The organism is Deinococcus koreensis (assembly GCF_002901445.1).
GTDB lineage: Bacteria > Deinococcota > Deinococci > Deinococcales > Deinococcaceae > Deinococcus > Deinococcus koreensis.
In genome coordinates this window covers 1,975,001-1,997,546 of record NZ_PPPD01000001.1, presented here as the reverse complement: position 1 = coordinate 1,997,546, position 22,546 = coordinate 1,975,001, and the positions used below count along the sequence as shown (strand labels likewise).

16 protein-coding genes (1 of these 16 only partly in view) are annotated in these 22,546 nt (G+C 68.9%); 9 read left to right on the top strand and 7 right to left on the bottom strand.

Translation table 11 applies throughout. The annotated features are described in order from the left end of the window. Window positions 1-43: 43 nt before the first annotated feature. Both CVO96_RS09495 and dnaB read right to left on the bottom strand, forming a co-directional pair. Window positions 44-721 (bottom strand): NUDIX domain-containing protein, encoded by a 678-nt coding sequence (locus CVO96_RS09495; RefSeq protein WP_103312020.1) that lies wholly within the window; start codon window positions 719-721, stop codon window positions 44-46. Beyond that, window positions 721-3,312 (bottom strand): replicative DNA helicase, encoded by a 2,592-nt coding sequence (dnaB, locus tag CVO96_RS09490; RefSeq protein ID WP_103312019.1) that lies wholly within the window; start codon window positions 3,310-3,312, stop codon window positions 721-723. The genes CVO96_RS09495 and dnaB overlap by 1 nt, the downstream gene beginning before the upstream one ends. Window positions 3,313-3,655: 343 nt before the next feature. Between dnaB and CVO96_RS09485 the strand changes: the two genes are divergently transcribed. Continuing rightward, window positions 3,656-4,210: a DUF1802 family protein gene (locus CVO96_RS09485; RefSeq protein ID WP_103312018.1), complete on the top strand. Its 555-nt coding sequence runs from the start codon at window positions 3,656-3,658 to the stop codon at window positions 4,208-4,210. Between the two features lie 76 nt (window positions 4,211-4,286). On the opposite strand, the gene CVO96_RS09480 is transcribed toward CVO96_RS09485, so the two are convergent. After that, window positions 4,287-4,751: a hypothetical protein gene (locus CVO96_RS09480; protein WP_103312017.1), complete on the bottom strand. Its 465-nt coding sequence runs from the start codon at window positions 4,749-4,751 to the stop codon at window positions 4,287-4,289. Between the two features lie 342 nt (window positions 4,752-5,093). Here CVO96_RS09480 and CVO96_RS09475 point away from each other — a divergent pair, with 342 nt between their 5' ends. The 3 genes from CVO96_RS09475 to CVO96_RS09465 all read left to right on the top strand — a co-directional run bounded on the left by CVO96_RS09475 (window position 5,094) and on the right by CVO96_RS09465 (window position 10,698). Next, window positions 5,094-5,852: a class I SAM-dependent DNA methyltransferase gene (locus CVO96_RS09475; RefSeq protein WP_103312016.1), complete on the top strand. Its 759-nt coding sequence runs from the start codon at window positions 5,094-5,096 to the stop codon at window positions 5,850-5,852. Further along, window positions 5,849-6,826 (top strand): NAD(P)H-dependent glycerol-3-phosphate dehydrogenase, encoded by a 978-nt coding sequence (locus CVO96_RS09470; protein ID WP_243398268.1) that lies wholly within the window; start codon window positions 5,849-5,851, stop codon window positions 6,824-6,826. Before CVO96_RS09475 ends, CVO96_RS09470 begins: the two co-directional genes overlap by 4 nt. Window positions 6,827-7,665: 839 nt before the next feature. Then, window positions 7,666-10,698 carry an adenosylcobalamin-dependent ribonucleoside-diphosphate reductase gene (locus tag CVO96_RS09465; protein WP_165795256.1) on the top strand — a complete coding sequence of 1,011 codons (3,033 nt, stop codon included), beginning with the start codon at window positions 7,666-7,668 and terminating at the stop codon, window positions 10,696-10,698. A 1,603-nt stretch (window positions 10,699-12,301) separates the two neighbouring features. On the opposite strand, the gene CVO96_RS09460 is transcribed toward CVO96_RS09465, so the two are convergent. From CVO96_RS09460 to CVO96_RS09445, 4 genes are all read right to left on the bottom strand, one after another. Then, the gene (locus tag CVO96_RS09460) at window positions 12,302-14,308 is read right to left on the bottom strand and encodes a hypothetical protein (protein ID WP_133161777.1); all 2,007 of its coding nucleotides are present in this window, start codon (window positions 14,306-14,308) and stop codon (window positions 12,302-12,304) included. A gap of 71 nt (window positions 14,309-14,379) precedes the next feature. Beyond that, on the bottom strand, window positions 14,380-15,282 hold the full coding sequence (locus tag CVO96_RS09455; RefSeq protein ID WP_103312013.1) for a diacylglycerol/lipid kinase family protein: 903 nt from the start codon (window positions 15,280-15,282) through the stop codon (window positions 14,380-14,382). A 117-nt stretch (window positions 15,283-15,399) separates the two neighbouring features. Further along, window positions 15,400-16,782 (bottom strand): glycosyltransferase family 2 protein, encoded by a 1,383-nt coding sequence (locus CVO96_RS09450; RefSeq protein ID WP_103312012.1) that lies wholly within the window; start codon window positions 16,780-16,782, stop codon window positions 15,400-15,402. A gap of 98 nt (window positions 16,783-16,880) precedes the next feature. Continuing rightward, entirely contained in the window at window positions 16,881-17,384 is a 504-nt protein-coding gene (locus tag CVO96_RS09445) for a hypothetical protein (RefSeq protein ID WP_133161776.1), read from the bottom strand. A 346-nt stretch (window positions 17,385-17,730) separates the two neighbouring features. Here CVO96_RS09445 and CVO96_RS09440 point away from each other — a divergent pair, with 346 nt between their 5' ends. The 5 genes from CVO96_RS09440 to CVO96_RS09420 all read left to right on the top strand — a co-directional run. Beyond that, window positions 17,731-18,093 (top strand): hypothetical protein, encoded by a 363-nt coding sequence (locus CVO96_RS09440; RefSeq protein WP_103312010.1) that lies wholly within the window; start codon window positions 17,731-17,733, stop codon window positions 18,091-18,093. Window positions 18,094-18,184: 91 nt separating this feature from the next. Beyond that, the gene (locus CVO96_RS09435; protein ID WP_103312009.1) at window positions 18,185-19,222 is read left to right on the top strand and encodes a diacylglycerol/lipid kinase family protein; all 1,038 of its coding nucleotides are present in this window, start codon (window positions 18,185-18,187) and stop codon (window positions 19,220-19,222) included. Window positions 19,223-19,488: 266 nt separating this feature from the next. Beyond that, window positions 19,489-20,169, top strand: a complete 681-nt coding sequence (locus tag CVO96_RS09430; RefSeq protein ID WP_243398453.1) for a PHP-associated domain-containing protein — start codon at window positions 19,489-19,491, stop codon at window positions 20,167-20,169. A 138-nt stretch (window positions 20,170-20,307) separates the two neighbouring features. Next, the gene (locus CVO96_RS09425; protein ID WP_133161775.1) at window positions 20,308-22,098 is read left to right on the top strand and encodes a C1 family peptidase; all 1,791 of its coding nucleotides are present in this window, start codon (window positions 20,308-20,310) and stop codon (window positions 22,096-22,098) included. Next, window positions 22,019-22,546 carry the 5' portion of a hypothetical protein gene (locus CVO96_RS09420; RefSeq protein ID WP_133161774.1) on the top strand. Its footprint extends 57 nt past the window's final position, so 528 of the gene's 585 nt are visible here — the first part of the coding sequence; it begins with the start codon at window positions 22,019-22,021; its stop codon lies off the right edge, out of view. The genes CVO96_RS09425 and CVO96_RS09420 overlap by 80 nt, the downstream gene beginning before the upstream one ends.

The window sequence follows — 22,546 nt, the reverse complement described above, 5'->3', positions numbered from 1 at the left end:
AGGTGTCAAATCACGCCAGGCCCGTTCCAGAGGGTGAATCCGCCTACAGATCGGCCTCGACGATGGGCTCCATCTCCACGTCCTCTACCCGCTCGACCGGGGCGCCCTCGCCCACCCGGCGGCGCTTGCGGAGCATGGCGGGCTCGCGGTCGAGGTTGAACACGAAATGGCGGGGCCGCCGCTCGCGCAGCCAGGTTTCCAGCGCCACCAGGCGCGGGCGGAAGCGGATGAACTCGCGCAGCTGCCGGATCGGCACGAACTTGGCTTCCTGCACGTCGCGGTCGGGGTCGCGGGGCGCCAGGGTGCCGCCGACCTCGCGGCCGGTGTAAAAAAACTGCAGGTGGTGGCCCCAGGTCTGGGCCTGGAATTCCACGATAAAGGCCAGGTCGCGCAGCTCGACCACGATGCCGGTTTCCTCGAAGGTCTCGCGCCGGGCGCCGTCCTGCACCAGTTCGCCGGATTCCAGGCCGCCCTTGGGCAGCGACCAGCGGCCGCGCTCGCGCACCAGCAGGATCTCCTCGCCGCGCAGCACGATGCAGCCCACCGCGATGCGCGGATCGGCCAGCGGGCGCTTCTGCCCGCGCTTCTGGGGCGCGGCGGGCACCGGAATCGCGGTGGTGTTGGTGACCTGCCCGGGGCGCAGGGCCTGGGTGGCCGCGCTGCCCCCCCGCCGCCGCCGGCGCCGCCGCTGGGCCGCGCCCTGTGTCTGCTCTTCCGCCATTACACTCCCTCCGGCGCAAGATCGTTGAACCGCACGTGCGCGCTGTGAAACTGCAGCTTGACGGTGCCGACGGGCCCGTTGCGCTGCTTGCCGATGATGATCTCCGCGATGCCCTGCTGATCGGTTTCCTTGTTGTAGTACTCGTCGCGGTAGATGAACATCACGATGTCCGCGTCCTGCTCGATCGCGCCCGATTCCCTCAGGTCACTCAGCATCGGCCGGTGGTTGGGCCTCTGCTCCACGGCGCGGCTGAGCTGCGAGAGCACGATGATGGGCACTTCCAGTTCGCGCGCCAGACCCTTGAGTCCGCGCGAGATCGTGCTGATCTCCTGCTGGCGGTTGTCCGAGCCGCCGTTGCTCTTGCCGCCGGACATGAGCTGCAGGTAGTCGATGACGACCAGCCCGAGCTGTCCGTGCTGCGCGGTGATGCGCCGCAGCTTGGAGCGCAGGCCGTTGAGCGTCAGGTCGGCCTCGTCGTCGATGACCATGGGCGCCTCGGCCAGCCGGCCCGCCGCGTGCGCCAGCCGCTCGAAATCGCGCTCGTTGAGCTGCCCGCTTCGGATGCGGTTCATGTCCACGCGCGCTTCACTGCACAGCATCCGCAGGGCGAGCTGCACCGAGGGCATTTCCAGGCTGAACACGGCGACCGTCTTCTCGCCGCGCAGGGCCACATTTTGCGCGATGGAGAGGGCGAAGGCCGTGTTGTGCAGGCAGATGTCGGCGGCGATGAAATTCGCGTCACCCGGAACCGTCAGGTCGTAGACCTGTTTCTCGCCCACGTCATCGATGCTGGCGATGTCATCCCAGTACAGGGCGTCGCTGCCCAGCAGGGTCAGGTGGGGATCGTCCAGCACAGCGGCGTAGCGGGCAGCGCGGTATTGAGGCAGGCCGCGGGAGGTGTGGGCATTGTAACCGCCGTCCATACGCTCGCCAGCGGCGCGGGCCAGGGCATTGAGGCTCAGGCCCCGCGTGCCCGCCGCGCGCCGCACATGTATCCAGGCGCCGGAGGGCAGGTGGCCGACATTGCTCCGCTTCCCGAGACTCAGCGGAATCGTCCGGGTCGCCTTGTGGCCCAGCCAGCCGACGCGGGTCTGGTAGTCCGCCACGCTGCGAGGATCGGTGATCTCGACCCGCCACGAGCGCTCCGTCTTCCGCCAGAGTTTGGCCACGACGCCGAAGCGCGTCAGGGCGTGCTGCACGCCCCGGGCCAGCCCCTCGCTGGCAACCGTGAACTCGATGCGGGCCTTGCCGGCCAGGGCATAGATCGTGCCGTCGCAGCTGAGAAGCACGCGCAGGAAGGATGCCAGCCCCTCCCGCGTGAGCGTCCAGACCACATCGGGAATCCGCTTGCTGTCCGCGTACTCGCCCCAGACGCCCAGCTCACGCAGCCACTCGGTCAGCGGGTTGGCCCGGTTCTTGCGCTCACCCGGCGCCCAGGCGCGGCTCAAGCGGTAATCAATGCCCGTGCGTGCGTCCGGCTGCATTTCCAGCTCCGGGAACTCGGCCTTCAGGCAGGCCCGGAAGTCCTCGACCAGCACGGGATCGGCATTGGTAAAGCGCGGACTGCTCTGGGTTAACCCCCCTTCCGCCAGCAGGTAGGCCAGCAGGCGCACCCGTTCGGGGCTCAGGGCATCCTGCTGTCCGAACACGGCGACCTCGCGCGGCACGGCGATCCGGTCGCCCACTTTCAGGTCGTATAGCGGTGTCCAGCCGTCCACGCCCAGGAAGGGGTGGTGCAGCGTCGTTTCCACCACGCGGCCGGTGCGGGTCGTCACGCGCTGCACCGGCTTGACCCCGCTGTCGATCCAGGCGCCGACCAGCGACGGGCGAAGCTGTCCGTCAGGTGTGACGCTCAGCACTTCTCTTTCCTGCCGGCGCACGAACTCCTCGACCGTGATCCGCTCGCCGCTGCCCGGCAGATCGATCAGCGTCTCGGCACTGACACACTTGCCCATCGAGGGCCGGGCCGCCAGCACGTTCAGGCTCCCCTTCTGCAGCCCCGAGATCTGCTCGTCGAGGTCGCGGAAGCCCGAACTCACGCCGTCCGGAATCCCCTTGTTGGCGTGCAGCAGGGTGATGTACTCGAAGGTGTTGTGCACCACCTCGCCCATGTCGGAAAAGCTCTCGCCCTTCTTCTTCTGCTCGGCGACCTCGAAGATCATCTTCTCGGCCTTGTCGAGCAGGTCTTCCAGCGGCAGCTGGGCGTCGTAGGCGAGCTGCATGGCCTTGCCCGACGCGCTGATCAGCTGGCGCAGGGTGTGCTTCTCCTGCACGATGCGGGCGTAGTTCTCGGCGTAGGCGGCGGTGGGCACCTGATCCGAGAGGCCGATCAGGTAGGTCAGGCCGCCGACCTCGTCGAGCTGGCCCTTGACCCGCAGATCCTCGGAGAGCGTGACCAGATCCACCGGGTCGCCCTTGTCCTGCAGGGCGCGCATGGCCGTGAAGATCTTGCGGTGGCCCTCGCGGTAGAACATCTCCGGGGCCACCGTGTCGCCCAGTTGGTTGAGGGTGTCGTTGTCCAGCAGGATGCTGCCCAGCACACTGATTTCTGCGTCGTTGCTGTGCGGTGGGACGCGCGGCGTGAGTTCCAAATGGGGCCTCTCTTCCGAAAGTCGCCAGGCGCCGGGCCAGGCCCACGCGCAAGGCGGTGTCGTTGTTCGGGTGTGATGGGGAGGCCACCTGGGGCCATCCCGTTCGCCAGGGCAGGGCACTGGACTGAACTGCCCGGAGCATACCACCGCCGAGAGGGGAGGTCAGGCGGATGTCAGATCAGGGGGAGTACGCCGTGCCCCGGGGATCTGCCGTCCTGGAGCGGCGTTTTTCCGGTATTGCCCCCGCCGAGGGGACGCGCGGCGCCCCACCTCGGCGGGGGCAGGCGGCGGGGGTGTGGGCTGGCCCCCACTCTCCGGGCGCGCCTGACCTATCCTGCCCCCCATGTCTGCCCCCGCCACCGCCCTGAAGGAATGGGACGCCCAGTGTTCGCTGCTGACCTCGGGTGAGGTCAGTGTGCTCGTCCGCAAGGGCGGCATCATGGAAACGCACGACGGCTTCGAGGTCGAGCGCCGCTCCTTCCTGCTCTACCCCACCTTCCTGCACCAGAACCCGGCCGAGCTGAAGCCTGAGCATTCGGCTCGCCTGCGCCCCGACCCCGATCCCGGCCGGATTCACCTGCCGGCGCTGGCCGAGGTCGTGGCGGTGCATAAGGTGGAGTCGCTGGAGGCCGCGCGGGCGCTGGAGCCCTGGCAGGCGCTGAGCGCCGACGCCATCGAGCGCAAGTTCCACTACCGGGGCCGGCCCTGGGTGCACGCCCTGGTGCTGCGCGTGCGGCCCCTCCTCCAGCCCCTGGTGCTGGAGGAAACGCCGGACATGCTGGGCTGCGTGAGCTGGGTGCCCCTGGGCGAGCTGGACGTGACCGCCGGGGAAGGCGTGCTGGACGAGGCCGAGCTGCAGGCACGGGCGGCAGGCATCGAGGCTGGCCTGCGGGGCTGAACAACCAGAAAAGGGGGCCACAGACAGGGGAAAGGGGAGGCACGTGGCCTCCCCCGGGGGTTCCCTCCGAACGGACTTACTGGGCGCTCAGGTCGTAGTTGTTGAGCAGGGTGGTCTGGATGAACCCGTCGGCGGTGTTGATCAGGTTCCAGCCACGCTTGGTGCCGGCGTAGAACTGGTTGTCACGGCTGGCGTAGATCAGACGCTTGCCGTTGTCCTTGCTGAGCACCGTATCGCCGGTGTCATAGCGGTTGTTGCTGTTGGCGTCGCGAAACACGATCACGCGGTAGGTGCCGGTGGGCAGATTGGTCGGCAGGTCGAGGGCGAAGCCGCCGCTCAGGAACTTGTCGATGACCTGGCTCTGGGTGCCGTCGGCGGTGTACTGGCCGTTGTTGAAGCCCACGATGGCCAGACCGAGGTTCTGGTTGGAGTTGAAGCCGCGCAGCTGCCCGGTCACGTCCTTCTTCACGGGGTTGCCGGCCAGGGTGCAGGCGCTGAGGGTGAGGGTGCCGAGGGCGGCGATGGTCAGAAGTTTTTTCATGGTGTCCTCCGGTGTGGACTGGTAATGGGTGAAAGGCAGCCCCCACCCTAGACCGCGTTCCATACGGCTGGCTACGGCGTTTCCCTTCCCGCTCGGCTCATGGGACGCTCACGGCCTGCGGCGCGGTAGCCCGCTGCGGGCCGTCTGCGCGCGGCTGCGGCCTGCCTTAAGGCGGATTTAGAGCATTTGTCCGAATTACAGCATCAGACAAAGGGCGTCTGATGCTTCCATTCTCCCAAATACTCCGTCAAATTCACTCACTCCGTTCGGTCAAAAGTGAACAGCTCTTTTGACAAATGCTGTAGGCGCTGGCACCGCGGCGACCCCTCTATACTCACCCCCATGCAGAGGGAGCCGTTTACGGCGCTGGCGGCCGTGTACGACGCGATCATGGCGGATGTGGAATACGACCACTGGGCGGATTTCGTGCTCACCTACGCCCGCGACGGCGGTCTGGAACCCCTGGCGGCGAGCGCCCTCGATCTGGCCTGCGGCACCGGCGGCTTCACGCGCGAACTGCTGGAGGCGGGCTTAACGGTCACGGGCCTGGACGGCAGCGCCCAGATGCTCGTGGAGGCGCGGCGCCGCGTGCCCGGCGTGGACTTCGTGCAGGGCGACCTGCGCTCCTTCGAGCTGCCCGGGCGGTTCGACCTGATCACCTGCGTGTTCGACTCGCTGAACAACCTGCTGAGCGCCGAGGAACTGGGCCGCGCGCTGGGCCAGTGCCGCGCGCACCTGAGCTCCGGCGGCCTGCTGGCCTTCGACGTGAACACCCGCCTGGGCGTGCGCGAGCTGTGGGAGGGCGACGCCATCGAGGGCGTGGCGCCCCTCCCGGACGGCTCCGAGGTGCATTACCACTGGTCTCACCACCACGACGCCGAGGCCGACCTGGGCGTGGTGCAGGCCTTCTGCCGCGTGGACGGCGAGGAGTTTGTGGAGGTTCACCGCGAGCGCGGCTACGACCCCGCGGATCTGGAACCGCTGCTGGCCGGAGCCGGCTTCGCGCGCTGGGAGATCGTGGAATACCCCGACTACGCCCCCCCCGAGGCGGACGTGCCGCGCGTGTGGGTCTTCGCCTGGGCCGGAGCGGGGGCGCCGTGAGCCTGCCGGTGCTGGGCCTGCCTGTCCTGGGGGCCGGCGGCTGGGGCACGGCGCTGGCCGTGAACGCGGCGCGGCGCGGCCCGGTGACCCTCTGGGCACGGCGGCCGGAGTTCGCGGCGCAGCTGGCCCAGCAGCGCGTGAACGCCGCCTACCTGCCCGGCGTGCCCCTGCCGGACGCGGTGCGGGTCACGGCCGACCTGCAAGGAGCCGTGGACGGAGCCGACTTCGCCCTGGTGGTCGTGCCCAGCGTGGGCATGCCGGAGCTGCTGGCCGAACTGCCGCGCACTCTGGGCGTGGTGCTGTGCGCCAAGGGCCTCGCGCCGGACGGCGGGCAACTCACCGGGCTGGCCCGCGCCATGGGTTTCACGCGCGTGGCCGTGCTGAGCGGCCCCAACCACGCCGAGGAGATCGGCCGGGGCCTGCCCGCCGCCACCGTGGTCGCCAGCCGCGACGAGGCCCTGGCCCGCGCCGTGCAGGCCGCCCTGATGACGCCGGGGCTGCGGGTGTACACCAGCCGCGACGAGACCGGCGTGGAGCTGGGCGGCGTGCTGAAGAACGTCATGGCGCTGGCGGCCGGGCTGGGCGACGGCCTGGGCCTGGGCGACAACGCCAAGTCGGCCCTGATCACCCGCGGCCTGCGCGAGATGCGCCGCTATCTGCTGGCCCTGGGCGCCCACGAGGACACCGTGTACGGCCTGAGCGGCCTGGGCGATCTGGTCGCCACCGCCACCAGCCGCCACAGCCGCAACCGTGCGGCCGGTGAAGCGATTGCACGTGGAGAGCACCCTGCCCAGGGGGGCAAGGTCGTCGAGGGTCTGCGTACCGCCGGCCTGCTGGACGCCTGGGCGTTCTCCCACGGCCACGACCTGCCCATCGTGCGGGCGGTGGCGCGGGTGGCGGCGGGCGAGTGGACGCCCCAGACCGGCATCGAGAGCCTGATGGGCCGGGGCGCGCGGGCCGAGCACGAGGGGTAGGGGTGGAGATAAGGACGCCGCCTGAACGCGGGGAAGGGTCGTGTGGGAGCACTCAGAACAACTGCGAATGCTCAGAGCTGGCTTTCAGCGGCTGGCTTGTGGGCGACCCCTCAGTCACCTTCGGTGCCAGCTCCCCTTAAAAGGGAGCCAAGAAAGACGTGCCAGCCGTGCTTTTCCTTGCCTCCCTTTTAAACGCCTGATGTGCAATAGAAAGAATGACCTCCAGATCGCCTTCTTTTGCTCCCTCTCCCCTCGCGGGAGAGGGCTGGGGTGAGGGGGGCGGGCCTGGCCCGCCTGCGTGCTGGACGCTCAACATGCTGTTGCAACTTGATCACCCACATTCTCATTTCGCATCAGGCGTTTTCAGGGGAGCTGGCGCGGAGCGCCGGACTCGTAGAGCTGCGAAGCAGACTGAGGGGTCGCCTTCCGCGCCACCGACCCCACCACCCCGAGCACCCTGCGCCTGCCCTCCTAGAGACCCTTCACTGCGTTCAGGGTGACAAGTTTTCATTGCCTTGGGGCAGGCTTACCCAGACCTGAACCCCACTCGTCCTCATCCTGACATCCGGCATGAAACACCAAGTCGAGACCAAATATTCCGTCCTGGACGAATTCTGAGGGTTCCATCACGTTTTGGATTGAGACCCCGCATCTTGTACACCATCCGGTGATGACGTACAAGTGCTTGTACGCCAGCGTGCCCGGTGGTACAGTCAGTCACCAGTCAGCCCCTGATACTCACCTGAGTCTGTTGCTGTTCGCCCGCCCACCACCCCAGCCGGGAGGTGCGGCTGCCTGCTGCCGTCCGCCCCCCCCCTCATTCAAGGAGACCTCGCACCATGACCACCCTGTCTGCCCAGACCACTGCCCAGCCGCTGACCAACTTCGACGAGAATGCCCACCACATCGCCAAGAGGCAGTACCTGCAGGCCAGCGACGGCGACCTGAGCGGCATGTTCTGGCGGATCGCGAACTGGGTGGCGGGCGCGGAGGCGCCGGAGGCTCGCCTGGGCTGGGCGCAGCAGTACTACGACCTGATGGCGGGCAAGAAGTTCTGCCCCGGCGGGCGCGTGCTGGCGGGCGCGGGCACCCAGCACGGCAACGTGCTCAACTGCTTCGTGCAGGGCGCCACCGAGCACGATCCCAGCTCCTTCGAGGGCGTGATGGAGGTGGCGAAGAAGCTGGCCCTGGTCACCAAGGTCGGCGGGGGCAACGGCGTGAACCTCGACGTCTACACCCCGCGCGCCGAGGGCAGCCGCCCCGACGCGGGCGTGCGCGGCTGGGCCTACATGGACGCCTCGCACGCCGACGTGCAGGACTTCATCGAGGGGCTGATGCGCCCGCCCACGCAGCCCGACGGCGACAAGCAACCGGTCGCGGTGCGCAACTGGACGCGCGTGGTGTACGGCCAGGTCGTGCGCCCCGAGCTGGTCGCGCTGGCCCGTGCCAACGGGGTCTCGGTGGTGCGCGCCCTGCCCGAAGGCGTGCAGCGCGTGCCCGACGACATGGGCGGCATCATCGACGCCTCGCGCAAGGTCGCGGACGACGCCAAGCTGGGCCTGGAACCGCGCATCGACCTCTCAGGGATGCGGCCCGAGGGCGCGCCCATCAAGGGCTCCGGCGGCACCTCCAGCGGCCCGGTCTCGTTCCTGATGGAGATCTTCGACAACTTCTTGGAATGGTCGAACCGCGGCGCCGAGCACAGCGGCCCCATCAACACCCTGCGCTTCGTGTACGCCCCCGTGCTGCGCGTGGTGCGCCAGGGCGGCACCCGGCGCGGCGCGGGCATGGCAACCATTTCCATCGAGCACCCGGACGTGCTGGACTTCCTGACCGCCAAAGACCTGGATCGCGAGGCCGCCGAGGGCGACATCTCCACCTTCAACATCTCGATCCTGGTGACCGCCAAGTTCTGGGACACCCTGCAGCGCGACGCCCTGTGGCACATCGCCGCGCAGGAGGTGCCGGGCAAGTACCACCTGATGCCGCAGGAGGGCGCCTACACCGGCACCCTGCCGCAGCTTCCCGACCGCGACGCCGACGGCGCCCGGGGCGTGCCGCTGTTCCGTGAGGCGCAGCCCGGCCTCTTCGACCCGGCCGACGACCGCCCCGGCATCCCGGCCAAGTGGCTGTGGGATCAGATCGCGCAGCACGCCTGGAGCACGGGCGAGCCCGGCCTGATCTTCAGCGACCGCGTGAACGAATATTCCGCCCTGAAGAACCTGGGCGAGCGCTACGAGATCCGCTCGACCAACCCCTGTGGCGAGATCCCGCTGACCGTGGGCGAGCCCTGCGACCTGGGCGCCATCAACCTCGCGGCCTACGTGAAGGGCTCCGACTTCGACTACGACACCTTCCGCGCCGACGTGCGAACCTGTGTGCGCTTTCTGGACGACGTGCTGGACGTGAACGTGTTCGCGCTGGAAGACAACCGCGTGGCCTCGCAGGATCTGCGCCGCCTGGGCCTGGGCGTGATGGGTCTGGCCGACGCCCTGATCAAGATGGGCCTGCGCTACGACAACCAGGCGGGCCGGGGCGCCATCTTTGAAATCATGACCGCCCTGCGCGAGGAGGCGGTGGCCGAGAGCGAGCGGCTGGGCCAGGAGCGCGGCGTCTACCCCGTCTCGGCCCGCTACGAGGGCAAGATTCCCCACGCGCCCCGGCGCAACGTGGCCGTGCTGACCGTGGCCCCCACCGGCACGACATCCATGCTGATGGGCGTGAGTTCCGGCATCGAGCCCGTGTTCTCGCCGTTCATCTGGCGCAAGATCGGCTCCGAGTACCGCGCGCTGCTCGCCCCGCTGTTCGTGGAACTGCTGGAGACCTACCCCGCGCCCACCGGCATGCAGAAGGACGGCGGCTGGGACTGGGACAAGGTCACCGAGGCCGTGTCCGAGAACCACGGCTCGGTGGTCGGCCTGGGCTTCATCCCCGACGCGCTGCAGCAGGTCTTCGTGTGCGCCCACGACATCAAGCCCGTAGATCACGTCCGGATGCAGGGCACCGTGCAGATGGCCTTCGACGCCGAAGGGTTCGCCGCCAACAGCCTCAGCAAGACCATCAACCTGCCCAACAACGCCACCGTGCAGGACGTGCAGGACGCCTACTCCGAGGCCTACAGGACTGGCTGCAAAGGCATCACCGTGTACCGCGACGGCTCGCGCCAGTTCCAGGTGCTGAGCACCAGCAAGAAGAAGGAAAAGAAGGCCGACGACGTGCAGGCCGTGGCGGAAGTCATGGGGGAGAACGTTGATGGTCAAAAGTTGATGGTTGATGGTCAGAAAACCGAAACCCCATCGACCATCAACCATCAACCATCAGCGGTGGCGGCGAAGCCGCCCGTCTACGAGCGTCCGACGCGCCTTGCGGGGATTACCGATATGGTCAAGCTGACTGACCCCACCAGTGGGCACCGCCGCTCGTTCCTGGTCACGGTGAACCACCTGAACGGCAAGCCCGTGGAGGTCATGGTGATCTCGGGCCGCGCGGGCGACGAGGCGAACGCCGACTCCGAAGCGCTGGGGCGTGTGGTGAGCATCGCGCTGCAGCATGGCGTTCCGGCCAGCGCGCTTATTAAAACCATGCGGGGTATCAACGGGGGCCTGTACGGCAGCTACAACGGGCGGTTGGTGGGCTCCAAGGCCGACCTGATCGCGGTGGCGCTGGAGACCTTCCAGAAGGACATGGAGGCGGCGCAGCTTCCCCGCCTGGCCGGGGGCAGTGCCGAGGCGCCCGCCGCCGCCCAGGGCGTGAGCGTGACCTCCATGGACGCCATGACCCGCGACCGCTGCCCGGTGTGCGAGGAGAAGGCCGTGATCCGCGAAGAGGGTTGCCTGAAGTGCCAGGCGTGCGGTTATAGCAAGTGCGGTTGAGGTAAGCCGCAGCCACCCTAATGAAGCAGTTGAGTGACATGGAGAGCGCAATCTCCTGTCATTCGACTGCACTCTTTCATTGCCTACATTGCGCGCATTACGCTATTGACATATTTTATATTGCGTGAGAAGATGAGCACAGAGAAAGAGTGAAGCCCGACGACAGTCAGCTTCTGCTTTCCATCCTCGGGCAACTCTTGTTGTAGGGACTTGAGCATAGCCTAAAAAGGTGGGTGGTTTGCAAGCTCTCCTCTGAGTCGGGGCTGCCGACGCCAAGGGGGTGAAACTACTATGCCTAAAAAAGCAACTGGGGGAAAAGCTGCGACGGCTGCTTCATCAGTCTTGGCTAATCCTCGGAGCAGTAAAGCAGCGAAAACCGCAGCGGCGAGCGCTTTGAGCCAGAGGGAAAAGAGGGGGAATAAGTAATGGCCTTTGATCGCAATAAATACCTGCAGCTGGTTCAGCAGAAGGCCAATCAGCGTATGCTCGAAAAAGCTGAAGCAATTGCTGAACATACTTTATGCGAAGAGCATAGACAAAGACCATTGGTAAGCATAGATGGCAATCGCTTGTCTATCTCCGGATGTTGCGACCAAGTCCGACAAAGCGTTTTGACTGCCTTGAAAACGCAACAGGCTTAGCCCCCAAGATTAAAGTGCAATTCCCTGAATTCAGGGAATTGCACTCTTTCTATATGGGCGCATCCTCAGTAATTGCCTATGCCGCGAGCCGAGGCCTCCCCAAAGGCCTACACCGAGCAAAGTAACCTCACACCGGCACCATCAACGTCAACCCTGGAAAGTCTGCGAAGTCGCCGGAGCTGCGCGTATACAGGGTGTGGGCGCAAATCAGGAAGTCGGCGGCCAGTCGCCGGGCCGCGCTGCTGCCACTGCTTCGGCGGCGGGTCTAGCGGGCGTGGTTGGCATCGGCGGCGGCGTGCCAGGCGGGGGCGGGGAAGGTCAGGGCAACGGTTGCGCCTGTCGCTTTCGGTAATCCAGGCAGCAGGCGACAGCGCCGAGTACGTGGGGGGCCTGCTCCTGGCAGCGGTGCGAACCGGCGAGGCGGAAGTGTACGCTCAGAGCGTGCGGAGCCGGATGAAACCTGCGGAGGGGGTGGGGGCGGTGGCGCTGCGTAAACCCCTCCGGCGCTCCGCGCCACCTCCCCTCAAGGGGAGGCAAGAAGGGCATCAACGTTCGCTTTGTCCTGCCCTCAGAAACCTGATGCGAAAGGTGCAATAGCCGAAGCATCCCCCCTGCCCGTCTACTGGACGCCATCGTGCGCGAAGCGCGCGGGCAACGCCGCGAACCCGGCCCATGCACTTCCGCAGCCCACGCCAACGAGGCCACGACCGGGGCCAGTGGCGGAACGGTGGCGACCACATGCCGAGCGCAGCGCTTCGCTCCCCCTCCACCAGGTTCCAGGCGCGTGCACAGGAACAGCGGCAACGCGCCGGCCGCCCGGCGCGGCGAAGACGTGGCCCCTCTGGGGGAGGGGGCTGGGGGGTGGGGAAGCCCGCCGCAGGCGCCCACCTTCCATCCGCTCTCCCCCACCACCTATCAGGCGGGGAAAAGTCTGCCAGGCGAAGGGCAAGGTCAGCACCCCCTCACCGCTCCTCGACGATCAGCAGGCGCGGCGTGTCGGTCGCCAGGAGGCCCACGGTCAGCGAGTCCGGGCCACGCGCCTGAACGTCCACCGGCACGGCGTCGCCGGTCATGGGGTCGGACACGCTGATGCGGGCGCCCTCGCCGCGCAGGCCGCCCAGTTCCAGGGTGTACGCCTCGGGCTTCAGCGTCTGGCGCAGGTCGCGGGTCATCACGTAGTAGGCGATCACGAAGCGCCGCGCGTTGACCTGATAGGGCAGCACCGTGAAGACCTCGCGGTTGTGCAGCGGCGGCTGGTCGCCCACGGCGGGGAACTGCACATGATCGTGGCCGTCGCGCAGCGAGCGCACCTGCAGCGGCCGGGTCTGGCGCAGGCCGGGATCGAGGCCCACCTTCAGGGCGTCGGTCAGGCGCCGCGTGACGCTCAGGGCGGGCGAGGTGTACGGCGCGTCGTTGCCGGGGTAGGTGGTGTTCGAGCGGACGTACTGCACGAAATTGGCCTGCAGGACGCTGTAGCCGGTATCTCCCCCCTCGCCGTCGATGGCGCTGTACAGGTGCAGCTTGCCCACGCCCTTGTTCAGGAAGAAGGTGAAGTAGCGCGCCGCGCTGCGGGCCTTCAGTGCCCGTGCGGCGGCCGGGTCGGTCACGCCGGCCTCCTCGGGCGAGAGGTTCACCTCGGTCATCCAGACCTCGACCGGCGAGGCGGGGCCGCGCCCGAAGCGCCCATGCACGGTGCCGTAGATGTCGGTCTTCAACGGGGCCGAGTCGCGCAGCAGGGTCTCGGTCTGCAGGGCCGTGCCGTAATACTCGGGAAACAGAGAGCTGTAGGTGGGCACGGCGCGCGTGGGCTGCCCGCGCTGGCCCAGCCCCTCCCCCTTCGGCTCGTCGGCGGGAAAGCGGCTGGGCCCGTGGTACGGGTGCTTGCCCAGCGCCCCCACCCGCGCCGGCTGGCCGCTCGACGCCGGCCAGGGAATGGTGTTGGAAAAGCCGTTGCCCAGTCCTACCCCCGCGAACGCCTGCGGCCGGGCGGCCATATGCCGGGCGGTGGCCTCCACGAGCGTGCTCCAGATGGACTCTTCCTCGTACTTCACCAGCGGGGGCTGGTAATAGTTGTTGACCGAGAGGAACTGCGCCCCGAAGGTCAGCTCGTTGTAGACCTCCAGATCGAAGCCCAGGTCGGCCTGCCCGGCGGTGCCCAGCGAGGCCGTCACGAAGCGCGACACCGTGTCCACGTAGCGTCTCCAGCCCGCCATCGTCTGCTCGTAGTCGGCGCTGCCGGGCGCCGAGAAGGGGCGGTACTTCAGGGTCGCCATCTTCACGCGCACGCCCGCCTTCAGGGCCACCGGCAGCGGCCTGGAGAGGGTCACGCTCTGGCCCTGGACGGCCGTGACCAGCACCTCGGCGGCCCAGTAGTCCGTCAGGTCGGACAGGCCGCTCCGCCCCGGCACCAGGCCCGCTGTGGAGTCCAGTTCCAGGCGGGTGCTGCCCCTGGGCGCGTCCCGGAGCACAGCGCGGTCGAACATCTCCAGCGGCGTGGGCACCCCCTGATGCAGGTTGAGCAGGATCAGCGGGCGCAGCTTCCAGCGGCGGCAGGCGGCCAGGATGCGGCCCAGCGTCCCGGCATTGTTGAGCTTCGTCTCGTCTTCAAAATTGATGTTGCCCCAGCCGACTTCCACACGCACGGTGCGGAAGCCGTTCTTCGCCAGCATCTGCGCCACGGGTTCCGGGTTCACCCCGTCCGAGGTTGGAAAGCCGATGCCCACGCCGTTCAGGAACTGCGCGGCGGGCACCGTCTCCAGAAAGGCCCGCCAGGGCTGGAGCCAGTGCGAGTGCTGCCCGAAGTCCAGCCCGGTCAGGTACGCGGGATCGGTGTAGGCGCCCGCCAGACCGCGCAGGGGGGGCGAGTTCAGGGCGGCGGCCTGGGCTTCCCGGCGCTCATGGGGGGCGCAGGCCACCCCCAGCAGCGCCAGCACAGGCCCCACCCCGGCCAAAGTCCACAGGGCGTTCATAGGGAAGCTTGACCCCCACGGGTGAGGGCGCGGTTAGCGGCGCGGAGAGAGCGGATCGGCCACAGCCTGAGTCAGCCCTCGTCCAGCGGCGTCAGCACGCGCAGGGCGGCGGGCCAGACCTTGATGTCCACCACGCCGCCGGGCTGCGGGCTCTGGCGGGTCTCGTGATCCACGTGGAAGACCTGCCCCTGGTCGCTCACGGTGATCCGCCGCCCCGGCAGGGCGTCCACGCTGGACAGGGTGTGGAAGTCGCCGCGCAGCAGGGCCGCGCCGTAGGCCAGCAGGGAGTCGCGCTCGGCGCCGTTCACGCGGATCAGGTTCAGGTGGCCGTCGCCGGGGTTGGCCTCCGGGGCCAGATGCAGGCCGTTGCCGGTCGAGCGGGTGTTCATGACCGCCAGCAGGGCCAGGGGCGGGCCGGGCGCGGGCTGGCCGTCCACCGTGACCTCCAGGGTCTGCGCCTGGAAGCCCGGCAGGATGTCCAGCAGGGCCTTCATGGCGCGCAGCGGGCTCTTGCCCTGCTGCGGGTCGTAGGCGTGCAGCAGCTCGGCAAAGACCCCGCAGCCGCAGGCCTCGAAGAACACGTCCTCGCCCCAGGCGGCGCGCACGCGGCCCGCGTCGAAGGGCAGCACCCGCACGTGGCGGTAGCGCCGCGCGACCTCCAGCGGATCGCCGTACACCCCCAGGGTGCGCGCGATGTTGTTCGAGGTGCCCAGGGGCAGCACCCCGAGCTGGATATCGGTGCGGCCCAGCAGGTGCCGGGCGGTGTCGCGGAAGGTGCCGTCGCCCCCGCCCAGAAAGACCGGCCCGGTCAGCTCCCGCAGCAGCCCCGCGAGGAGTTCCGGGTGGGTGGTCTCCAGCACCTGAGGCGCGAACCCGGCCTCGGCCAGCGCGGCACACAGCTCATCCGGCGGCGCCAGCGAACTGCTGCCCGCCGCAGCGTTGTAGAGCAGGGTGGCGGGCCGTCCGGTGGGCATACCGCACTGTAAAGCGGCGAGGTGAAAGGCGAGCGGGAAGTCAGGGAACGGCGAAGGGGCGGGGGCGTTGACTAGGGCGCGGACTGAGGGGTTCTACGCCGCCTCAGCCCCACCCCCTTAGCCCTCGCTGACCCCGACCTGCGGGCCTGGCACCTGGGCCGTGACCTGGCGGGTATGGGGCGTGCGAACCCAGTTGCCCTGATCGCGGAAGCGCAGCAGGGACTGGACGATGATCGGCAGCCACATCAGGAAATACAGCCAGGCGGTCAGGATGATGGACACGTAGCGGAAGGTCAGGCCCTGGCGCAGCGTCTGGCCCCGGTGGGTCATGTTGTACACCGTGGGCGCCACGACCAGCAGCACGATGGTCTGGATCACGGTCAGCGCGGGCCACAGCAGCAGCAGGGCGTGCCAGGGATAGAAGGCGCCGTGGGCACCGAAGTAGTACAGCGCCGAGGCTACGCCCCACAGGTAGCCCAGCAGCGCGAAGGTGAAGTTGCCGACCATCTGCGCGGGCGAGGCCAGATACAGCAGCATGTCCAGGTAGCGCAACTGGCGCTTGTGCATCAGGGCGCGGAGCATCTGGCGGCCGTAGTGCATGAAGCACCACCAGTGCCCGCGCATCCAGCGTTCGCGCTGGCGGTACGAGACCTTCACGCTCAGCGGCTTCTCGTCGTAGATCACGGCCCACTCGTTCCAGTGCACCCGCTCGCCGCGCAGCACGAGCTGGGTGGTCAGCTCCAGATCCTCGACCATGCTCTGGGGGTTCCAGCCGATCTCCCGCAGCGTGCGCGACTCGATCACGAAGCCCGTGCCCGCCAGCCCCGCCGACAGCCCCTTGCGGAAGCGCGGCAGCTGCCAGAAGCGGCTCGCCGACCAGTAGGCGATGGCATAGATGCGCGTCAGGGCGTTGTCCTCGGGGTTCTTGGTGTCGGCGTAGCCCTGCACGGCCTTCACGTCGGGGTGCATCTCGAAGTGGTTGTTCATCTCGGCGAAGAAGCGCGGGTGCACCACGTTGTCGGCGTCGAACATCGCCATGCCGGCGTAGTCCTCCCACCACCTCACGCCCAGGCTGTGCTCGATGTGGCCCAGCAGATCCTTGATGGCCCAGGTCTTGCCGCGCTGCTTGGGGTTGAAGCGCTCGAAGGCGCTGAAGCCGTACTGGCGCACGAGTTCGGCCGTGCGGTCGGAGCAGTTGTCGGCCACCACGAACACGTCAAAGGCCTCACGCGGGTACTCCTGCGCCTGCAGGGAGCGCAGCAGGTCTTCGATGACCGCCTCCTCGTCGTGGGCGGCGACCACCGCGAAGAAGCGGCGGCGCGTTCTGGCCTCGATGTTGCGCGTGGGTCGCTTCCAGCCGTGGGCGCCGATGTACGACATGTAGAAGGCGTAGATGTTCAGGCACAGGGCAATGAGCAGGGCCGGAATGAGCAGGGCATAGGGCGCCTGGGCCTGGCCGGTCCAGAAATCGGAACTGAAAATCAGAAATACGTTGCTCACCGAAGACTCCGTGACGAAGGCGTCTGTTCAGACCGCGTGGGGTTCAGACGTGGGGAGGGAATGGAGGGAAGGGGGGCCGCCTTAGCGGCCGTCGGCGCTCAGGAGAACTGGCAGCGGTAGGTCACTTCGCCCCAGCGGAAGCGCGAGCCGAAGGTCTTCCAGGCCCACAGCGCCGAGCGCAGGGCCGGCTGGCTGATGGGCTTTTCCCCGGTGATGTAGGTGTCGTAAAAGCGCTTGACCGTGGGCAGGCCGCTGCCGTTCTCGAAGACCTCGCGGCCCTTGGCGTTGTACTCGACCCGCGCGATCTTGTACATGCTCGGGCTGGCCTTGGCGAAGAACATCCCCGCCTGGATGTCCTCGGCGCCGGGCGCCCGGCACTGCAGCTGCCAGGCCAGGGCGGTCGGTGAGCGGGCGTCGAAGACCTTGCGGTACAGTTCGGCCTGCGCGGCGCCGCTGCAGACCGCTATTCCCAGGGTCAGGGTCGCCAGACGGATCAGTCGTTTCTCTTTCACTTTCACCTCGTTGACCTCGCACACGTCCATCTCGGGGCCATCCAGCTCGGGCACTGTTTTGTGGAGCACTGTTCCCTGGGGCGCTGTCATCTCGGGAGGATCGGGGCGCCGCTTGCCCGGCGCCGCCGGTTCAGGTGGAGGTCTCCAGCGCGCACTGCGGCGCCGGGTCTTCCGGAAAGCGCCCTCGCAGGGGCCGTCCTTCAGCGAGTCCACAGTAAAAAGCCCGCGAGGATTGGCTACGTGAGCCCCAGACGCCCCCATCTCATAAACGCCGGCTCAAGGTCGGGCAGGCCCCCTCACGGCGTTCGCCTGGTACGCGCAAAAGCGCAGGCGGGCGCGGATCGCCGGCCGCAGGAGCGGCTCATCTTAAGAAACCTCAATGAATGGACAGGCCCGGACAGCCTCATGCGGCCTGCGGGCTCGGCTACGCTGCGGCATGACCCCCTCTCCCCTGCCGGCCCTCCAGAAGTACCGCCAGCCCTCGCGCGAACGTCTTCAGCTCTACGGCTCGCTGCTGCTCATGCTGGTGCTGACCGCCGTGTTCGGCCGGCGCCGGCCCGGCGACCTGGGCACGCTGGACAGCCTCCGGCGCAGTTCGTTTACCCGCATCATGTTCATGGACATCGGGGCGCTGAGCACGCTGGGGGCGCTGTATCTGGTGCTGAACGGCAAGACCGCCGTGCGCGTGCCGGCCGCCGTGGCCTCGCTGTTCGTGGGCTCCTTCGCCCTGCTGCCCGCGCTGGCCTACGAGGACTGGGTGGCGCTGCAGGCCGAGAAGGGCCAGCAAAAGGGGGAGTGAGGAGAGGGCCAGCCGTCCCCACCTCCCTTCTCCCCAGCACTTCACGGTTTCCTCAAGACACCTGCCGGGGCCAGTGCGTACAGTGAATCCCATGACCGCCTCCCAGAGTCCAGCCCTTCCGGCAGAGGTGCCCGGCCTGGCCGAGACCGGCACCACCGAGGCGACCCTGATCTTCAACACGAAGGCCGGGGGCTCGGAGCGCTCCAGCCCGGATCATCTGGTGGAGGCGCTGCACCAGGTCGGCTACCGCCCGGTCTACCGCGCCACCGATTCCGAGGAGGATCTGGTACGGGCGCTGTCCGAGGTGCAGGGCACGGTCTTCGTGGCGGGCGGCGACGGCACGATCCGCGCGGCGACCATGCATCTGGCCGGGCGGCCGGGCGTGGTGCTGGGCATCATTCCCCTGGGCACGGCGAACAATATCGGGCGCACGCTGGGCATTCAGGGCGACCCGCTGGACGTGATCGCGGCCTACCGGGGCGCGCGGCCCCAGCCCTTCGATCTGGGCCGCGTGAGTGCCCCCTGGGGCGAGGACGTGTTTCTGGAGGCCTTCGGCTGCGGCGCCTTCGCCGAGGTGTTGGCCGAATACAACCCGGACGACGGCAAGAGCCCGCTGCGCGCGGTGCAGGCGCTGGGCACGGCCCTCTCGGGCTTCGACCCCACGCCCATCCAGCTGACCCTGGACGGCGTGGCCGAGCCCGACGAGACCCCCTACGCGCTGCTGGAGGTCATGAACACCCGGGCGACCGGCCCGCGCCTGCGCCTGGCGACCACGGCCGACACCAGCGACGGCCTGCTGGACGTGGTCCGCATCGACGCCAACGGGCGCGACGGGATGCTGGCCTACCTGGCCGCGCTGGCCCGCGACGACTTCGAGGCCCTGCCCAGCGTGCAGAGCGACAAGGCGCAGGTCATCGAGATTCCGTACACCGGGCAGGCCTTCCATGTGGACGGCGAGGTGCGGGCGCCCGAGCAGGGCGGGCTGGGGCTGGTGCGGGTCGAGGCCTGGGCGGCGGCGCTGCAGGTGCTGGTGCCGGTTCCCCAGGATCAGGCCCAGGCTCAGACTGGGGGGCTGGACACTCCCGCTCAGGCCCCCGTCGAGGCCCCCTCCGAGGCGACCGCGCCGTGAGCGATTCCGGGCCGCCTGACCGGCCGCCGTCCGACCTCCCGCCGGCCGAACGGCAGACCACCGGGCAGCCGTCGCCGCTGTCGTCGAAGTCCTCTCCGGCGGGGGTGCCGTTGCCGCCGCCCAACCCGCAGGCGCGGCGCACCCGGCCCATGCCGGTGTCGCTGGTGCATCAGGCGCAGGACTTCGTGGGCAAGCTGCTGGGGCGGCCACCCCGCACCATCCGGGGCCTGCAGAACAACGTGGTGTGGCGCGAGGGGGTACAGGTCATGCGGGTGGATCTGCACTCGCACACGGAGGTCAGCCACGACTGCCGCACCGCCATCCGCGACATTCCGGGCTGGATGCTGCGAACCAACACACGGGTGCTGGCGGTCACGGATCACGACCAGTTCCGGGGCGGCCCCGAACTGCAGCGCATCGTCGCCGACCTGGGCCTGGACGACCGCCTGAGCGTGATCTGCGGCGAGGAGGTCACCACCAGCGAGGGCGAACTGATCGGCCTGTTCCTCAAAGAACAGATCCCGCGTGGCCTGAGCCCCGAGGACACCGTGCGCGAGATCAGGGCGCAGGGTGGGCTGGTCATGCTCCAGCACGGCTTCGATCCGCTCAAGCGCTACCGCCTGAAGCCGGAGGCCACCGCGCGCATCGCTGCCGACATCGACATCGTGGAGACCTTCAACTCGCGCCTCTCGCGCCACCACTGGAACCGCGTGGCCGAGGCCTGGGCGCAGGAGCGGGATCTGCCCATGTCGGCCGGCTCCGACGCCCACACCCTGCGCGACATCGGCGAGGCGTGGGTGGAAACGCCCTTCCGGCTGGTCCGTACGCCGGACGAGCTGATCGCCGCCCTGCGCGAGGGTGCGGTGGCCGGCCACTGGACGCATCCGGTCTACGCCTACGGGCGAAAGCAGTGGCGGGTGCTCAACAGCCAGTTCCGCCGCGACTGAGCCGCCGCTAGCACGCCGGTCATGGGCTGGTCACGGCCCACGCCGCACCATGCCTCCAGACGCCCGGCGGCCGAGCCCCGTGGGCGCCGGGCGCCGCAGGGGGTGGGGCCGGGGGCCGGGCTCGTGCAGAGGTGGGGAATGCCAAAGACGGCGGAGGCGGGGCGCATAGAGGTGGGGGGACAGGCGTTCCACCTGCGGGTCAGGCCCGACGTGTTCGATGCGCGTGACCTGGAGTACCGGCCCAGGCTGCAGATGCTGCCGCCCGAGGTCTGTCCGCCGCCGGGGGTGCCGGTGCTCAGGCAGTCGGGCCAGTCCTGCACCGGGCACGCGCTGGCGGCGGTCATCAACACGGCGCTGGGGCCGGGCACCCGGGCCAGCCCCTACATGCTCTACGCGCTGGCCCGGCGCTACGACGAGTATCCGGGCACCGCCGACGCCGGTTCGTCGCTGCGCGGAGCGCTGAAGGGCTGGTTCCACCATGGGGTGGTGGGCACGGCGCGCTGGCCGAAGCTGCGAAGCGCGGCGCCCGATCTGGAGGACGACGCCTTCCGCACCGAGGCCGCGCGCATGCCGCTGGGGGCCTTCTACCGGGTCAATCCCTACCGCCTCGACGACATGCAGTCGGCGGTCACCGAGCTGAACGCCGTGGCGGCGTCGGCGGTGATCCACAGCGGCTGGGAGAAGCCGGCGGTGGTGGAGAAGGGGGGCCGCGTCCTGCACGTCATCGACCGCCCCATCGACGGGCGCACGCTGGGCGGCCACGCCTTCGCGGTGGTGGGCTACAACGAGGTCGGCTTCGTGGTGCAGAACTCCTGGGGCCGCCGCTGGGGGGCCGGCGGCTTCGCGGTGCTGCCCTACGAGGACTGGCTGGAGAGCGCCTACGACGCCTGGGTGGCGCGGCCCGGCGTTCGCTCGGCGAAGCTGTATGTCAGCGGCTGGGAAGGGGGGCAGCGCGGCACGTCGGGCCAGCTCCTGAGCGCCCCCGGCCCGGACAACGCCCGCCTGACCCGCTACGTGGTCAACCTGGGACACGGCGGGCAGCTCAGCACGACCGGGCGCTTCACGAGTTCCCCGGCGCAGCTCGCGCAGATCATGGCGCACCTGCGCGACTTCCACGCCGCCTCGCCGCAGGCCGATGTGGTGCTCTATGCCCACGGCGGCCTGGTGAGCGAGCGCGGGGGCCTGATCACCGCGCAGAAGCACCTGAACTGGTGGCTGAACAATGGGGTCTACCCGGTCACGCTGGCCTGGCAGAGCGGCCCCGGCGAGACCCTGTGCGCGCAGCTGGCGGAGACCTTCGCCGGGAAGCTTCCGGCGGGCGGGCTGGGCTTCGATCTGGTCGAGCAGTTCGACCGGCTGGTCGAGGGCGCGGCGGGCCGGAGCCTGAGGTGGATGTGGGAGCAGATGAAGCGCAGTGCGCGGGCGGCCGGAGCGCCCTGCCGCCAGGGGCCGCCCGAGACCGCGCCCGGCGGCACGCTGCTGCTCCAGCAGCTGGCCCGGCTCCAGGCCCAGCTGCGGGCCGAGACCGGGCAACGCCTGCGCCTGCATCTGGTCGGCCACAGCGCGGGCAGCATCCTGCTGGGCGGCCTGCTGCCCCGGATGCAGGAGCTGGGCCTGCGCGCCGAGTCCATGCAGTTCCTGGCCCCGGCCATGACCCTGGCCGAGTTCGGGCGGGTGGTGCTGCCGCATCTGGTGGGGCCACCCGCCACCCGCACGGTTCACCGCTTCGCCGTCTTCAGCATGACCGACGCCGACGAGCAGGACGATACGGTGGGCGCCGGGAACATCACGCCGTACCACAAGTCCCTGCTGTACCTGGTCGCGCGCCCTGGAGGAACCGGGCCGCGAAGTGCCCCTGCTGGGGATGGCCAAGTTCCACCACCGGCCGCTGCTGCCCGGGGGCGCGTCCGGACGGCGGGCGCTGGATGAGCTGCTGCGCGACCAGGGCAACGTGATCGTCACGCGCGGGTCGTCCACCTGCGCCGACGCCCTGACCGACGCCCGCGCCCACGGCGACTTCGACGACGACAAGCCCACCATGACCTCGGTGCTGCTGCGCGTGCTGAACCGCAAGGCGGTGGATGGACACGAATACGCCCCCAACAGTCCCCTGCGGGCCCGTGGCATCAGTTCACGGGAGACGGAGCGGGGCGGGATCGCCGGGACGGCCGAGCCGGCGAGAAGTCAGCCGCTCGCCGGGGAGGCGTCCGCCACGGCCCTCACCGCCGACACCGCGGCCCGTGGGGCAATCCGGGTCAGGAAGGCCCAGCGCCCGGCCTCTGCCCCACCGTCCCCGGTGCCCACCGCTCCGGCGGTCGACGAGGCGGCGGCCCCGGACAGCGGCCGGGTCATCATCGACCGCATGACCCGCAACGGC